Origin of the sequence: Myroides sp. C15-4, from assembly GCF_050522745.1 — a bacterium.
Taxonomy (GTDB): Bacteria; Bacteroidota; Bacteroidia; order Flavobacteriales; family Flavobacteriaceae; genus Flavobacterium.
The window spans coordinates 120,176-136,055 of the sequence record NZ_JBMVQX010000002.1 but is presented as its reverse complement, the minus strand read 5'-3'; the positions used below and the strand labels follow the sequence as shown (position 1 = coordinate 136,055).

General features: G+C 37.3%; 14 protein-coding genes. 6 read left to right on the top strand and 8 right to left on the bottom strand.

Annotation, left to right across the window (positions count from 1 at the left end; all coding sequences use genetic code 11):
* Positions 1 to 221 precede the first annotated feature (221 nt).
* The 5 genes from ACPDHL_RS01660 to ACPDHL_RS01640 all read right to left on the bottom strand — a co-directional run bounded on the left by ACPDHL_RS01660 (position 222) and on the right by ACPDHL_RS01640 (position 5,504).
* Positions 222 to 1,412 carry a GlmU family protein gene (locus ACPDHL_RS01660; RefSeq protein ID WP_430531060.1) on the bottom strand — a complete coding sequence of 397 codons (1,191 nt, stop codon included), beginning with the start codon at positions 1,410 to 1,412 and terminating at the stop codon, positions 222 to 224.
* A 132-nt stretch (positions 1,413 to 1,544) separates the two neighbouring features.
* On the bottom strand, positions 1,545 to 1,796 hold the full coding sequence (locus ACPDHL_RS01655) for a type B 50S ribosomal protein L31 (RefSeq protein WP_182627051.1): 252 nt from the start codon (positions 1,794 to 1,796) through the stop codon (positions 1,545 to 1,547).
* Positions 1,797 to 2,119: 323 nt separating this feature from the next.
* Positions 2,120 to 2,335 carry a heavy-metal-associated domain-containing protein gene (locus ACPDHL_RS01650; RefSeq protein WP_430531059.1) on the bottom strand — a complete coding sequence of 72 codons (216 nt, stop codon included), beginning with the start codon at positions 2,333 to 2,335 and terminating at the stop codon, positions 2,120 to 2,122.
* A gap of 100 nt (positions 2,336 to 2,435) precedes the next feature.
* On the bottom strand, positions 2,436 to 4,853 hold the full coding sequence (locus tag ACPDHL_RS01645; protein WP_430531058.1) for a heavy metal translocating P-type ATPase: 2,418 nt from the start codon (positions 4,851 to 4,853) through the stop codon (positions 2,436 to 2,438).
* 87 nt (positions 4,854 to 4,940) lie between these two features.
* A complete protein-coding gene (locus ACPDHL_RS01640) occupies positions 4,941 to 5,504 on the bottom strand; it encodes a helix-turn-helix domain-containing protein (protein WP_430531057.1) in 564 nt (187 codons plus the stop codon).
* A gap of 242 nt (positions 5,505 to 5,746) precedes the next feature.
* On the opposite strand from ACPDHL_RS01640, the gene ACPDHL_RS01635 reads away from it, so the two are divergent.
* From ACPDHL_RS01635 to ACPDHL_RS01610, 6 genes are all read left to right on the top strand, one after another.
* Positions 5,747 to 6,322: a DUF4199 domain-containing protein gene (locus ACPDHL_RS01635; protein WP_430531056.1), complete on the top strand. Its 576-nt coding sequence runs from the start codon at positions 5,747 to 5,749 to the stop codon at positions 6,320 to 6,322.
* A gap of 13 nt (positions 6,323 to 6,335) precedes the next feature.
* Entirely contained in the window at positions 6,336 to 7,301 is a 966-nt protein-coding gene (locus tag ACPDHL_RS01630; protein WP_430531104.1) for a glycosyltransferase family 2 protein, read from the top strand.
* A gap of 11 nt (positions 7,302 to 7,312) precedes the next feature.
* Complete coding sequence (locus tag ACPDHL_RS01625) at positions 7,313 to 9,040, top strand: phospho-sugar mutase (RefSeq protein ID WP_430531055.1); 1,728 nt, start codon at positions 7,313 to 7,315, stop codon at positions 9,038 to 9,040.
* A gap of 68 nt (positions 9,041 to 9,108) precedes the next feature.
* Entirely contained in the window at positions 9,109 to 10,938 is a 1,830-nt protein-coding gene (locus tag ACPDHL_RS01620; RefSeq protein ID WP_430531054.1) for an ABC transporter ATP-binding protein, read from the top strand.
* A gap of 147 nt (positions 10,939 to 11,085) precedes the next feature.
* The gene (pncB, locus tag ACPDHL_RS01615; RefSeq protein ID WP_430531053.1) at positions 11,086 to 12,279 is read left to right on the top strand and encodes a nicotinate phosphoribosyltransferase; all 1,194 of its coding nucleotides are present in this window, start codon (positions 11,086 to 11,088) and stop codon (positions 12,277 to 12,279) included.
* A gap of 96 nt (positions 12,280 to 12,375) precedes the next feature.
* Positions 12,376 to 12,795, top strand: coding sequence for a nucleoside-diphosphate kinase (locus ACPDHL_RS01610; protein WP_002986848.1), 420 nt, complete (start codon positions 12,376 to 12,378; stop codon positions 12,793 to 12,795).
* Positions 12,796 to 12,854: 59 nt separating this feature from the next.
* Here ACPDHL_RS01610 and ACPDHL_RS01605 read toward each other — a convergent pair whose 3' ends face one another.
* From ACPDHL_RS01605 to glsA, 3 genes are all read right to left on the bottom strand, one after another.
* Positions 12,855 to 13,334, bottom strand: a complete 480-nt coding sequence (locus ACPDHL_RS01605; RefSeq protein ID WP_430531052.1) for a hypothetical protein — start codon at positions 13,332 to 13,334, stop codon at positions 12,855 to 12,857.
* Between the two features lie 159 nt (positions 13,335 to 13,493).
* Complete coding sequence (locus ACPDHL_RS01600; protein WP_430531051.1) at positions 13,494 to 14,633, bottom strand: C10 family peptidase; 1,140 nt, start codon at positions 14,631 to 14,633, stop codon at positions 13,494 to 13,496.
* 235 nt (positions 14,634 to 14,868) lie between these two features.
* A complete protein-coding gene (glsA, locus tag ACPDHL_RS01595; RefSeq protein WP_430531103.1) occupies positions 14,869 to 15,813 on the bottom strand; it encodes a glutaminase A in 945 nt (314 codons plus the stop codon).
* Between the last annotated feature and the right edge of the window lie 67 nt (positions 15,814 to 15,880).

The window sequence follows — 15,880 nt, the reverse complement described above, 5'->3', positions numbered from 1 at the left end:
AACTAAACTGTCTGGTTCACTTTGTTGAATAGGTTGTTTTATTTTTACTATTCTTTTCTATAAAATTATCAATTTTATATTTAGCAAATCTAAAGGTAAACTGTAAACTAAAAAAAGACCTGGGGCTACCAAGTCTTTTTGTGTTTATTATGTGAATGGATTATTATAAAAATTATTTTTCACGTTTCACTTGTCACCAATCACTATTCACCAATCACCAATTATCTTCCTAGCTTTGCTTGAAAGCGCTCCAAGCGATTTTCTTCTGCCAAGTAACGAATAATATTTTCTTCTTCTTGTGTCCATTCAATATGACGGCGACTCATGACAATTTTCATGGTTTCGATAGCTTTTGACACATCATATACATCATCTAAATCTTTACCCCCCCAAGTAAAGCTTGGTAAAAACGTTTTAGGAAAACCGCCACCAAAAACGCTACATGCTACTCCGACTACGGTTCCTGTATTAAACATGGTATTGATTCCACTTTTACTGTGATCCCCCATCATTAATCCACAGAATTGTAATCCCGTATTTTCTTGTGCATTGATTTCGTAATTCCACAATTTTACTGCGGCATAGTTATTTTTCAGGTTAGAATTATTCGTATCAGCACCTAGATTACACCATTCGCCTAAAACGGAATTCCCTAAAAATCCATCATGTCCTTTGTTGGTGTATCCGAATAGTACTGAATTGCTTACTTCCCCTCCTACTCTACACTCAGGTCCAACCGTTGTTGCACCATAAATTTTGGCTCCCATTTTTACTTGAGCGCCTTCACAGAGGGCAAAAGGCCCACGGATGATCGCTCCTTCCATGATTTCGGTATTTTTGCCAATATAAATAGGACCTGTTGTTGCATTTAGCGTCACGAAGTTCAACACGGCTCCTTCTTCAATAAAGACGTGCTCTGCGCCAATTACTTGTACTGTTGACGGAATCGGTTCTGAAGTACGATCTTCTGTTAACAAGACGTAATCCTGACGAATTGCCGCATCATTATACTGAAAAATATCCCATTTGTGTGCGATTTTAATTAAGGAGGCTGTAAAATCAACGATTTCATAGTCGTCAAAGTCAATTTCTTCTTGTTCTTCTTCTGTAAAAAAAGCAACAATATCTTCCTGATAACCAATCGCTTGATTCGGCTGTAACGCTTGAATTCGCTCTACTAATTCCGCTGTAGGCAAGAACGCACTATTAATCATAATGTTTTGTTCCGCTTCGACCATAGGGAACTTCGCTTCTAAGTATTCCTCTGTCACCGTAGTGGTAGTATACCCCAAATATTTCTCCCATTTTTCACGAATGGTTAAAATCCCTACGCGTATATCGGCTACAGGTCTTGTAAAAGTAAAAGGCAATAGGGCATTTCTTACCTCCCCGTCAAATAAAATATAATTCATAACAATACATATCAATTCATAGATTATTCAAAGTTAAGAGAATCCCGTCTAAAAATCACAATCTCCCTCCTAGATATACAAAAAAACCTTCCAATTACTTGGAAGGTTTTTGTTATTGTAAATAAATTCAGACTATTTGTTGAATTTAGCATATTTGCTTTTAAATTTATCAATACGTCCTGCAGTATCGATAAGTTTAGATTTACCTGTGTAGAAAGGGTGAGATGTACGAGAGATCTCCATTTTAAACACTGGGTATTCTACTCCATCAACTTCAATTGTTTCTTTTGTTTCAACTGTTGATTTTGTAATGAATACGTCTTCATTTGACATATCTTTAAATGCTACTAATCTGTAATTTTCTGGGTGAATACCTTTTTTCATGATAAATCTATTTTAAAAAATTGAGCTATTCTCTATTCCGAAGCTTTCTGTTCTCAAGAAAGGTGTAAACGTCAAATAACTTTTGGGTTATACTTATTTTATTTAAGCATGCAAATTTACAATTTAATTTGTATTTACAAATCTTTTTTTGTTTTTTTTAGTGAAAGGTAAGTGGTAAGTGGTGAGAGGTAAGTGGTGAGAGGTAAGTGGTGAGAGGTAAGTGGTGAATGGTAAGTGGTCTCCCTTCTCCCTTCTCACTACTCACTACTCACTACTCACTACTCACTACTCACTACTCACTACTCACTACTCACCATTCACCATTAAAGGCTTTCTGCTTTGAATCCTTTTTTCTTGATGATGTTTACGACTTCCTCTGCAGTGACAGTAGCATTGTTTACTGTTAGAATTTTATCACTTACGGAGGTATCGACCGTCCATTGTCCCTCTCCTAGGGCTTCGTTTAAGTCTGCTGTAACTTTTCCTACACAGCTTGAGCAATTTAAATTGGTCTTGAATTTATTGATTGTATGATCCATGGTATTTATTTTTTATTGATTATTATTACTAACAAAGTTCTTTGTTTTTAGTTGGTAAGTTGTTATACTATTCTTGTCATCTTTTGTGAAATTTCTCTTTTTATTTTTTCCATTTTAAGCGCAAACTATTACTCACTACACTCACGCTACTTAGTGCCATAGCAGCTCCAGCAATCATGGGGTTTAACAAGAAACCATTCACGGAGTATAAGATTCCGGCCGCAATAGGAATACCAATTAAGTTGTAGATAAAGGCCCAAAACAAGTTTTGCTTGATTGTATTTACCGTTTGCTTAGATAAGCGAATGGCCTGTGGAATTTTGGTCAGATCTGACGAGATGATCGTCATTTTAGCAACATCCATGGCAATATCACTTCCTTTTCCCATCGCAATACTCACATCGGCTGTTGCTAAAGCGGTACTATCGTTAATTCCATCGCCCACCATAGCCACTACTTTACCTTGTTGTTGCAACGCTTTGACAAAATCAGCTTTCTCTTGGGGTAATACTTCTGCTTTATAGTGCTGAATTCCCGTTTGCTTGGCGATCGCCTGAGCCGTTGCTTCATTATCTCCAGTTAGCATATACAATTGAATGCCCATGGTTTGTAGTTCTTGAATGGCCTGTACGGAAGTTTGCTTGATTTGATCCGAGATAGCAAGTACTGCTAAGGCTTGTTGGCTGTTGGCAAACCAAATGACTGTTTTAGATTCTCTTCCCCATTGATCGGCTTGTTGTTGCAATATTGAAGCAATGGTAATCTGATTCTCTTGTAAAAGTTTTTTATTTCCTACAACATAGGTTTCCCCTTGATAATCTGCTTTAGCTCCTTTTCCAGTTATGCTATCAAAGGCCGTAATCCCAGTTGATTCTTCTCCTTTGAAGTAAGTAACAACTGCTTCGGCTAAGGGATGTTCAGATTGTTTCTCAATACTGAGTAAGACATCTTTTCTCGCGTCATGATTGTCTAGCCACTTCACACCAGTCACTTGTGGTTTTCCTTCCGTAATAGTTCCTGTTTTATCCAATACAATAGCCGACACACTTTTGGCTCGTTCTAAACTTTCTGCGTCTTTAATTAAAATGCCGTTTTCTGCTCCTTTACCAACACCCACCATAATGGCCGTTGGCGTTGCTAGTCCCAAAGCACAGGGACAGGCGATAACCAATACCGTTACAGCAGCTAATAATCCTTGTACCACGCCGTGTTCACCACCGAGCACTAGCCACAAAATAAAAGTCAATATTGCAATCCCAATGACAATGGGTACAAATATTCCCGCAATTTTATCTACTAATTTTTGTACAGGAGCTTTACTTCCTTGGGCGTCTTGTACCATGCGAATAATTTGCGCCAGCATGGTTTCTTTCCCTACCTTAACCGCTTCAAACTGAAAACTTCCTTTTTGGTTAATCGTTCCTGCAAAAACTTTTTCTCCTGCTTTTTTCAATACTGGTACAGGTTCACCACTCAACATGCTCTCATCTACATACGAATTTCCTGTACGAACGATGCCATCTACTGCTATTTTCTCTCCTGGCTTCACCAAGATAACAGCGCCTACCTCTACTGCTTCGATTGGAATTTCTTTTTCTGTTCCATCAGCCTGAACAACTAATACAGTCTTGGGTTGCAACCCCATGAGTTTTTTAATAGCTGTAGACGTATTTCCCTTGGCTTTTTCTTCCAATAATTTGCCTAGTAAAATAAAAGCAATAATTACCGCTGCGGCTTCAAAGTAAACGTGTGCTTCTAACCCTCTACGGGCCCAAAATTCAGGAAAAAGCATATTAAATACACTAAACACATAAGCGATTCCTGTACTCAGCGCAACAAGAGTATCCATATTTGCTGAGCGATTTTTTGTTTGTTTCCAGGCGTTAAGGAAGAAATCTTTTCCAAAATACAACAAGACGGGGGTGGAAAACAACCACATAATTTCATTGCCATAGGGCATATTCATAAAGAACATTCCGATGATCACTACAGGGATCGATAACAGAACGGCTCCCCAAGTTTTGCGCTTTAATTGTTTAAATTTTTCGGCGTGAATTGCCTCTAATGATTCTTGTTGTTCGGCTTCATCAACCACCAACAAATCGTAGCCTGCTCCTTGCAATGCCTTCTGGAGTTGAACGACATCAGTTAAGCCAGGGATATATTCTACGGTTAAATTAGCTGTAGCAAAATTCACTGCTGCATCGATAACCCCTTCTTCAAAGCTGACAATGCTCTCTGCACTTCCAGCACAAGAAGCACAGGTCATGCCTAAAACGGGAAAGGTTTGTTTGATTGTGGGTACATCATACCCCAAGTCGCGTACTTTTTTCGCTGCTTGTCCAAGTACTTCAGGATCTGAAATGGAAAGAGCTACGCGTTGGTTGTTGAGTTCTACTTTAGCGGATGCTACTCCCTTAACTTGAGTTAATCCTTTTTCTACCACTAATGCACAGTGCTCACTGTTCACTTGTTCTATGGGTAGGTATACTATTTTATGTTTACTAGTATTGGTCATAATGCTATGGTATTTGTATGGTACAAATTTGAGCACTCTTGCCTAGTAAACTGTTATGTAATTTCTGGTTTTATTTGTAACTTTTACTTATACTTCATCTAGTGATTTTCTTTTCTTCTCTCCTATTTTCTTAAAGTGACTCGGTGTTAATCCGGTAACTTTCTTAAACTGATTACTCAAATAGGCCACACTTGAATAGTTGAGTTGATGGGCAATTTCACTGAGAGACAGTTCATCATACACCAATAGTTCTTTGATTTTTTCAATCTTTTGTGCAATAACATACTTCTCTATGGTTTTGCCTTCAATTTCAGAAAACAAAGTAGAAAGATAGTTGTAATCATGTCCGAATTCCTTGCTTAACAAATCGGATAAATTCATGTTCAACTCATTATTTTGATAGTGCACCAGTTCAACAATACGCGTTTTAATACGCGTAATCAATTGACTTTTTTTATCGTCAATCAGCTCAAAACCCAAGGCAATTAAGGCCTGTCCTACTCTTTCTTTTTCAGTCACACTTAGTTCTCCTTCTAACTCTACTTCACCAAGTTTGATCGATATCATCCTCAAATCCAATTGCTCAATTTCCTTTTGAACCATAAAGATACAGCGATTACACACCATATTTTTGATAAACAGTACACTCATACCTTAATTATTACTGGATAAATATTGCTTTTCTACCTGTAAAACTAGCAAAAAGAAAGCAGGTAAAAAAGGAGTCTTTCGCGCACTATTTTTCCTCTTTGCTTTCACCTTTTCTCGCTAAAACAAGCGGTATCTAGCTAAAATCCCCACTGCTTTACCTATCTTGCACCTTTATTCCCAGATCGCACCAAACTAAAAGGGGATTTTAGTATATTTGTAACTTACATTTTTTTGAAACACTGATGAAGAACCCTCTCAACAAAGTAGGCATAACATTTGGGATTGTACTAGCGATTTACTACATCCTATTCAACTGTACCTTATTTTTCACTGACCAGACGCTATTTGCCAATAAATTTGTCGGCTTTTTCAATATGGCCATTATCATTATTATTGGGGTACTCTGCGTATTTGCAGCGAAACGAAGAATGGGAGGATATTTAACTTTTCGAGAAGCCTTTACGCCTTTTTTAATTATGATTGCTATAGGGGTTACCGTTAATTTTGCGATGTACAATATACTATTCCAATTAGTAGATCCATCAGCTAAAGACGTTATCAACAAAGTTTTAAATGATATGTTAGTGGAAACACTGAACAACTCTGGTTTACCCCAATCGCAAATTGATGAACAATTTGCTAAGGCCAAAGAACTAAATCAATTTGAGCCAAAATCTCAACTTTTTATGTGGGCGGGTAGTATTTTGAGAAATTCAATTTTAGGATTGTTGTTAGCAGCCATTTTCAAAAATAAATCGGAATTTACCAATCCTGCGCCTGTTGTGGAACAAGAAGAAACAGCTGCTAAAGATCAATAAATAAAGCATGAATATAAATCTATCCCTTGTTATTCCCTTGCTCAACGAAGCAGAATCTCTCCCTGAGTTATACACTTGGATTCGCAGGGTTATGCAAGAAAATGGCTATACCTATGAGATTTTATTTGTTGATGATGGTAGTACAGATCAATCTTGGGAGATCATCAGCACTTTATCTGAAAAAGACGATAGTGTAAAAGGGATTAAATTTCAGCGAAATTTTGGGAAATCACAGGCTTTACATGCGGGATTTGCTCAAGCAGTGGGTGATGTAGTCATTACAATGGATGCCGATTTACAGGATAGTCCGGATGAAATACCTGAATTGTATCGCATGATCACACAAGAGCACTTTGATATGGTTTCGGGATGGAAGAAAAAGCGATATGATTCGGTCATCTCCAAAAATCTACCTTCTAAATTATTCAATTGGGCAGCGCGTAAAACTTCAGGGGTACATTTAAATGACTTTAACTGTGGGCTAAAAGCCTATCGTCAGGAGGTGATCAAGAACATTGAAGTTTCTGGAGAAATGCACCGCTATATTCCTGTGCTTGCAAAAAACGAAGGTTTCGACAAGATTGGAGAAAAGGTCGTTCAACATCAAGCGAGAAAATACGGCACAACAAAGTTTGGCATGAGCCGTTTTATTTATGGCTTTTTGGATTTAATCACCATTTGGTTTTTATCTAAATTTGGCAAACGCCCCATGCATCTTTTTGGTAGCTTAGGGGTTGTTACGTCCATCATTGGTTTTTTAGCTGCCTGTTGGATTGGCGCTAATAAACTAATCAAATTATACCAAAATAAACCTGCGATCTTGGTTACACAAGACCCTTGGTTTTACATTGCGTTAGCCATGATGATTATCGGAACGCAATTGTTCTTGGCAGGCTTTTTGGGCGAACTAATTTTACAAACAAAATCAAATACGAGTCGATATAAAATTGCTGCATACAGCGGTTTAAACAAACGCTAAATTAAAAGAAGATGCAAATAGAAAAAGAAATTTTAGCAAAGGTAGAACAATGGTTAACAGCCCCCTTTGACAAAGAAACGCAAACAATTGTTCAACAATTACTTGACCAAGATCCTGTGCTTTTACAAGATAGTTTTTACAAAAACTTAGAATTTGGTACAGGTGGAATGCGCGGAATTATGGGTGTGGGAACCAACCGCATCAATAAATATACCTTAGGAAAAAACACCCAAGGGTTATCTAATTTTATTAAAAAATCTTTTCCTAATCAACCTTTAAAAGTAGCGATTAACTACGACTGTCGTCACAACAGTCAAACCTTAGCCAAGGTAGTAGCTGATGTATTTACAGCCAATGGTATTCAGGTTTACTTATTTGGCGATATGCGACCTACACCTGAATTATCATTTGCCGTTCGTTACTACGGTTGTCAAGCGGGTATTGTATTAACCGCTTCTCACAATCCCCCAGAATACAACGGATATAAAGTATATTGGTCTGATGGTGGGCAAATTGTACCCCCTGAAGATGGCGCTGTCATTGACGAAATTAATCACTTGACCTACGAACAAGTTAATTTTGCTGGAAATGACGCCTTAATCACAACAGTAGGTGAAGAATTGGATCAGGCTTTTATTCAATCGACAATTGAAAATGCTAGTTTCAATACACCACAAACAGTTAAAGATGGTTTAAAAATCGCCTATACATCGCTTCACGGAACATCGATCAAACTGATTCCTAGAACTTTACAAGAAGCAGGATATAACCATGTTTACATTGTAAAAGAACAAGAAGAGCCCAATGGAGATTTCCCTACGGTTCAATCGCCCAATCCAGAAGAGCCAGAAGCCTTGACTATGGCGTTGGCGTTGGCAGAGGAAAAAGGTGCTGATATTGTCATTGGTACAGATCCAGATTCAGACCGTATTGGTATTGGAGTTCGCGACTTAGATGGCCAAATGATTTTATTAAATGGAAACCAAACCATGGTGATGATGACGGGATTCCTATTGGAACAATGGAAAGTCAACCGCGGGTTTACTGGAAATGAATTTATTGGTTCTACGATTGTTTCTACTCCTATGATGTTGGATTTAGCCGAAAGCTATGGCGTAGAGTGCAAGGTGGGATTAACAGGGTTCAAATGGATTGCCAAATTCATCAAAGAATTTCCAAACCAACAGTTTATTGGTGGTGGTGAAGAGAGCTTCGGTTATATGGTAGGGGATAAAGTACGCGACAAAGATGCCGTGGCTTCTGCCCTATTGGTTTGTGAAATTGCCGCCTTAGCAAAAGCTTCAGGAAGTTCATTCTATCAAGAATTAATGAATCTATACATCGACCATCGTTACTACAAAGAGCACTTGATTTCCCTTGTAAAAAAAGGAATCTCTGGAGCTGCTGAAATCAAACAAATGATGGTGGAACTACGCGAAAACCCCTTAACAGAAATTATTGGACAACGCGTCGTTTGTGTGGAAGACTACCAAACAAGCCAAGCGAAAAACTTGATCACAGGTGATACGGAAGTCATCAACATTCCCAAGTCTAACGTATTGATTTACTACCTGGAAGATGGTACAAAAATAGCGGCCCGTCCAAGTGGAACGGAACCAAAAATAAAATTCTACTTCAGCGTCAACGAATGGTTGGACCGATTGGAAGACATCAAAGAAGTGGAACAACTTTTAACGGATAAGATCCAAGCGATCATAGACGAAATGAAACTGAACTAAACAGCATAGAAAAGACTGGTAAAAAAACCAGTCTTTTCTTTATTTTTGCTTTTTTATCTGGAACAAATATGAACGAATATTTTAAAAAGATTATCCACTTCGCTAAGCCGTATAAATCTTACGCTTATCTGAATGTTTTTTTCAATATCCTCTATGCTCTTTTTAGTGCATTAGGCTTTTTAGCCCTAATTCCCATGCTGACGATCCTATTTGGCGATGGAAAAAAGGTGACAGAAGAGCCCATTTATACCGGTATTGGTCATCTAAAAAATTATTTAGAAGACTATATGTCGTATTTCTTAACCCAATATACAGCAGAACACGGCGCACAGGATACCTTGATGATCATGGCCTTTGTTGTCATTTCGATCTTCTTACTCAAAAACTTGTTTAACTATTGGGCGATGTACTTCATTACCTTCCTGCGCAATGGGGTATTAAAAGACATTCGCAATGCGATGTACAAAAAAGCAGTGGATTTACCCTTGTCTTTCTTTTCTGAAAAACGCAAAGGAGATGTAATTTCGAGAATTACTTCAGATGTATTGGAAATTCAACACTCCTTCTTGTCTATACTCGAAGTGGTCGTTCGAGAACCGCTGACGATTGTTTTTACGATTATTGCCATGTTTGCCATCAGTACAGAATTGACTTTATTTGTTTTTGTATTCGTACCCATTTCAGGGATTATCATTTCCAGAGTTGGAAAAACCCTAAAACGCAGCTCGCAAAAAGCATCTGCAGAACAAGGATACTTTCTGTCGATTATCGAAGAATCTCTATCGGGATTAAAAGTCATCAAGAGTTTTAATGCGGAGAAAAACTTCAATAAAAAATTTCAAGATTCAACGCAATCCTTCTATGAATTAAATAATACGATTTTAAATCGCCAAAACTTATCTTCTCCTTTGAGTGAGTTTTTAGGCATTGTGACAATTGCAGTTTTGTTGGTTTATGGAGGACATTTAGTACTAGGAGAAGGAACCCTTACAGGTGCTTCTTTTATTGCGTATATCGGAATGGCGTACAATATTTTAACGCCAGCCAAAGCGATGTCAAAAGCGTCTTATTCACTAAAACGTGGAAATGCTGCAGCCGAACGCGTATTGGAAGTGTTGGAAGAGAAAAATCCAATTACAAGCCCAGAGAACGCCATTCAAAAAGAGCGTTTTGACGATAAAATCAGCATTGAGAATATCAGCTTCAAATACGAAGAGGACCTGGTATTGAAAGACTTTAGCTTGACGATTCCCAAAGGAAAATCCGTAGCTTTAGTAGGACAATCAGGAAGTGGAAAGAGTACGTTAGCGAACTTATTGACTCGTTTTTGGGATATCAATACAGGAGCCATTAAGATTGACAACGAAGACATCCGCAACTTGGACTTACACAGCTTGCGAAACTTAATTGGATTAGTTACCCAAGACAGTATTTTGTTTAATGATTCTATTAAAGCAAATATGCTATTGGGGAATGAACATGCAACAGATGAAGAGATCATCGAAGCACTGAAAGTAGCCAATGCCTATGAATTTATCAAAGACCTCCCACAAGGAATAAACACAAATATTGGAGATTCGGGTAGTAAGTTATCTGGAGGACAAAAGCAGCGTTTATCCATTGCTAGAGCGGTATTAAAAAACCCGCCGATCATGGTACTTGATGAGGCAACTTCCGCTTTGGATACCGAAAGCGAGAAACTCGTTCAAGATGCATTAGAGAATATGATGAAAAACCGAACGTCACTCGTTATTGCTCACCGTTTATCCACCGTTCAAAATGCCGACCTAATCGTTGTCATGCAAAAAGGTAAAATTGTGGAACAAGGCACCCATGACGAATTAATGAAACAAAATGGCACGTATACGAAACTCGTATCCTTGCAATCCTTTGAATAAATAACCTAAATCAACCCGCTTTTATCTCATTTAACAGCGGGTTTGTTTTTTTATCTCTATTTTAAGATATTTCCTTACCACTTTTCGTATCTTGTATCTTTGCGCTTTAATCTGATGTACAAGTCGATCGATTAACCCAATAATGCTATGGAAACACTACATTCTCCACAAGTTATTCCCTCTATTTTAGATAATGACTTTTATAAATTCACAATGCAGCATGCGGTAATTAAACAATTTCCCTATGCAAAAGCAGCCTATATTTTCATCAATCGCGGTCAACATAAATACCCTCCAGGATTTGCGGAGGCACTACGTCTTGCGGTAGATGAAATGGCAAAACTCAAATTAACGAAACAAGAGAAGGCTTTTCTACAAGTGACTTGTCCCTATTTGGATCCGACCTATTTGGATTTTTTACAAGGCTACCACTTCGATCCATCTGAAGTAGAGATCACCCAAGACGGCGAAGACTTAGAAGTGGCTATCAAAGGCTATTGGTATCGAGCCATTCTTTGGGAAGTACCGTTGATGTCAATCATCTGTGAATTGTATTACAAATTGACAGGATTGGTACGTGAATCAGATGACATCATTCGCGCAAAGACCAAAGAGAAAATCGAAAACTACAAAAAACTAGGCATTACCATTGCTGAATTTGGTACAAGACGTCGACATTCGTATGCTGTACATCAAGTGGTTGTAGAAACCCTACAACAATATGGTGGCGGTACGTTTATTGGGACGAGCAACGTGCACTTAGCGATGAAATACGGCACAAAACCCATTGGAACTCATGCCCATGAATGGTTTATGTTTCACGCGGCTAAATACGGCTTTAAAATGGCTAATTCTATGGGATTGGAACATTGGGTGGACACCTATAGAGGAGATTTAGGAATCGCTTTGACAGACACCTATACTAGTAAAGTTTTCTTTGAGTCGTTTGACAAAAAATTTGCCAAGCTATTTGATGGAGTACGCCACGACAGCGGAGATCCAATTGATTTTGCCAACCAAACTATTGAACACTACAAAAAGATGAATATCGATCCCCTATCGAAAACAATTATCTTTTCCGATGGTCTGAATCCCGAAAAAGTAGAGCGCATTGCGACTTATTGTAAGAATCGCATTGGCATGTCCTTTGGAATTGGAACAGATTTCACCAATGATGCGGGATTACCTGCCTTGAATATTGTGATCAAAATGACCCAAGCCTATCCAGAAGGAGGCCCTTGGACCGATGTGGTTAAGCTTTCAGATGAACCGAAAAAACATACGGGGACACCTGAAATGATCGATCTAGCTCAGCGTTTATTGGATATTCCGACCGCTTAAAGCAATTACTTTACTTTGAATGTGAAGATTTTGAATTAAAATACAATATATTAGACATAAAAGTCTATTTTTGCAAAAAATTTAATTTTAGAACAAATGGCAACGAACAGAACTTTTACAATGATTAAACCTGACGCAGTAGAAGCAGGTCACATCGGTGGAATCCTTAACATGATTACAGAAGCAGGATTTAAAATTGTTTCTATGAAGTTAACTCAATTAACAGTTAGAGACGCACAAAAATTCTACGAAGTACACGCTGAGAGACCTTTCTATGGAGAATTAGTTGAATTCATGTCAAGAGGACCAATCGTAGCAGCTATTTTAGAAAAAGATAACGCTGTTGAAGATTTCAGAAAATTAATCGGAGCTACTAATCCTGCTGAAGCAGCTGAAGGTACAATCCGTAAAAAATACGCTAAATCAATTGGAGAAAATGCTGTTCACGGATCTGACAGCGACGAAAATGCAGCAATCGAAGGTGCATTCCACTTCTCTGGTAGAGAGCAATTCTAATTCTTTTAGAAGAAAAATAAAAAAAAACCACGAGCGATGCTCGTGGTTTTTTTATGTCTTTACTTAATAATTGTAACCCAATTATCTTGATGCGATTGATCCCAGACTAATACGTCATTATAAAACAGCTTGTCTTTTACCAAACTATTTCTGCCTCTAGTTGCCCAAACTTCAATTTTATCTGTGTCCCCATTGGGTAAAACTATATAGACAATACTCTTTGTTTCTTTATTTATAAACTGACTGTAAATAAACCAGATACAATATTTTTTTTCATTCCAATCTTCTATTGCTTTTACAAAGTGCTCCGTTTTCTCATTCGCTATAGGAAGAGAATATCCATATTCATCAACGCTAAAAATGCTAATTTCCTCTTTGTTCCATCCTCCTACTGTCAATGGATTTAATAAATCTTCGCCTTTTATATTTTTGTATTCTAAGAGAAAAAGTAAATCAATATTGGTACTAAAATTATTGTCATTATCGTTTACACACCCACTTAGAAAAAACAAACTTAGTAGTAAAAATACACTCTTCATCACGTTAAGGTTTTATACCAATAATCATTTTCCTTTTATACTGAAAATTTAAATTTTCTCCATCATTACCACTGACTCCTTTTATTTCAAAGTCATCATATCTAAACCAACCCTTGTTATTAGAGTCAGTCTCATTACCTATCCCATTCCATCCCCAATTCATATGGGAAATTTTCCTCCTGGAGTAGAGGTAACTCGTTCATAGCGAGTGCCTGCATCATGCACTGTTCTATATATTGTTTCTCTAAAGCCATCACAAACCCAAGCGTGTCCTTCTCCATACGTCGTTTTCTCAAAAATCCAAGATCCTGTTTTCCTCTTACTATGTTTACCAGATAAAATTACAGGTCTATTATTTGTTAATTCTAAAGCTAAAATATCAGAATTGTAATCAATAAATGATACTGAAGTTGCATAACTAAATTTGTTTACTAACACATCTACTACCTTACTTGTTTGAGCTCCTGATTCATTACAATCATAATCCATCCCCACATAAATCCCAATATCACTCATTAATTTTGAAACCTCATTAGCTCCTTGATCAGTATAGTTAAACATCATATTTGGCATTATTTGCCAATGATAAAAATGAGGAAATTCATGGTATCGCATCACTTGTGCAACAGCAGTTGCAACACAGCCTGTAGGAGCTCTTTTTAATTGACCATCACAATTCAATTCTGGAGTATAATTAGTATATCCTCTTCCTTGTCCCCATAACGTTTGCAACAAAGGCGATACTTCATTATATAGAGGTTCTGCTGAATAAGGTGGATTTTCATCTCCTTCAATAGGAATATTTCTATCCCATTCTTCCCTTACATTGGAAGGTATTTCCATTCCTTCTGAGTAGTTTAAGAACTGAATCTTTTCTATCCGATTAATAAACCAATCAGCAAGGCCTAATGGCAAATTATCAACATCAAAATTGACATCTATTGCGTAGCCTAACACAGGCATTTCTTTTTTAGTAGCCGAAACTACAATGTAACCTTTAGGCAGAAAAGTAACTACATAAAGAATTACAACGTTCTTCTCATCACGTACAACTATTACTTGATCAATCTCATGGTCTTCAAAGCCAGAAACAGGAACAAAATCAGCTGATTGATTTTGTTTGTATTCCTTTTGAGCGTTTTCTAAAAAAGATAGCGCCACTGATTTAGCCATATCACTAGATACAAAAAGATCCGTTTGCCTAAGAGATTCTTCTTGCTGTATTTTATTCTCATCTGATGAACAAGATAAAATAAAAAACACAAATAAAACTAGGAGGTTTTTTTCATTTCCAAACATTTAAAACATTAATAATCAAAAATATAGACCAAAAACTATACCTGAATTACCATTAAGTTTAACTGTTTTTATCAATACTTCAACCATTTACTCCATAGTATAAATCAACTAAAAAAAAGTTCAAAAAATGATATAAAAAAGGCGAAGAAAAATTCCTTCGCCTTTTTTATGTCATTTTTGTGATACTGTCAAGTTCAAGTTAATATGCAATTGACAACCACTCGCCTAATAATCTTTAAAACAAACTCAAATCCATTTGATTGACAAAATCATATAAAATACGATAGCCTACCACAGAATTTCCGTGCTGATCCAAAGCGGGATTGAATACACCAATGCCCATTTTATTGGGCACACTAACAGCAATTCCCCCTCCAACACCAGACTTACTTGGTAAACCAACAGTTCTGGCATATTCACCGCTAAAATCATACATACCAGCAATGAGCATTTGCGCTTGAATTAAACGCGCTAAATCGCGGTTATAATACGTTTTATCTCCATCAAAACGCGTACATCCATTGGCATAGAAATAGCCGATTTTCGCCAAGTCTTCTGCGGTTACTTCAATCGAACACTGCTTAAAGTAGTTGTCTAATTTATCTTCTTCACCTTCAATTAATCCATTGTTTTTCAAGAGGTAGAAAATCCCTCGATTACGGTGTCCCGTTTCTTTTTCAGAAAGGTAAACCGTTTGATTAATAGCTATAGACTCATTTTTAGTAATATAGCGGATCATGGCTAAAATCTTTTGATAGGCCACATCTCCCTCTCCTTCAATAAAAGCAGTTGTTAGGATCGCCCCAGCATTCATCATGGGATTTAAGGGCTTTCCTGCTGTTTCTAAATTGGCATAGTGATTAAAGGCTTTCTCCGTACCGTAATAACCAATGCGTTCATATAGCGCTTGCTCGCCTTTTTCTTGTACGGCAATCATCAAAGCAATCACTTTCGAAATACTCTGAATGGTAAATTTAGCCTTTACATCGCCTACATTAATAATTTCTCCATTCGCTTTGACAACGGAAAAAGCGACAGCTTCAGGATTTGCTTTTCCCAACTCTGGAATATAATCTGCTACTTTTCCCTCTTTGTAATACTGGTGATTTTTACTTGCAATTTCTTGCATCCTTTCTTTCGTAATTTGCTTGTCCAATGCCGTTTTATTTTGCTGCGCCATACTTGGACTAACCTGACCTATTCCTACCAACATAACCAATAGTACTCGTTTATATAACTTTATTCTT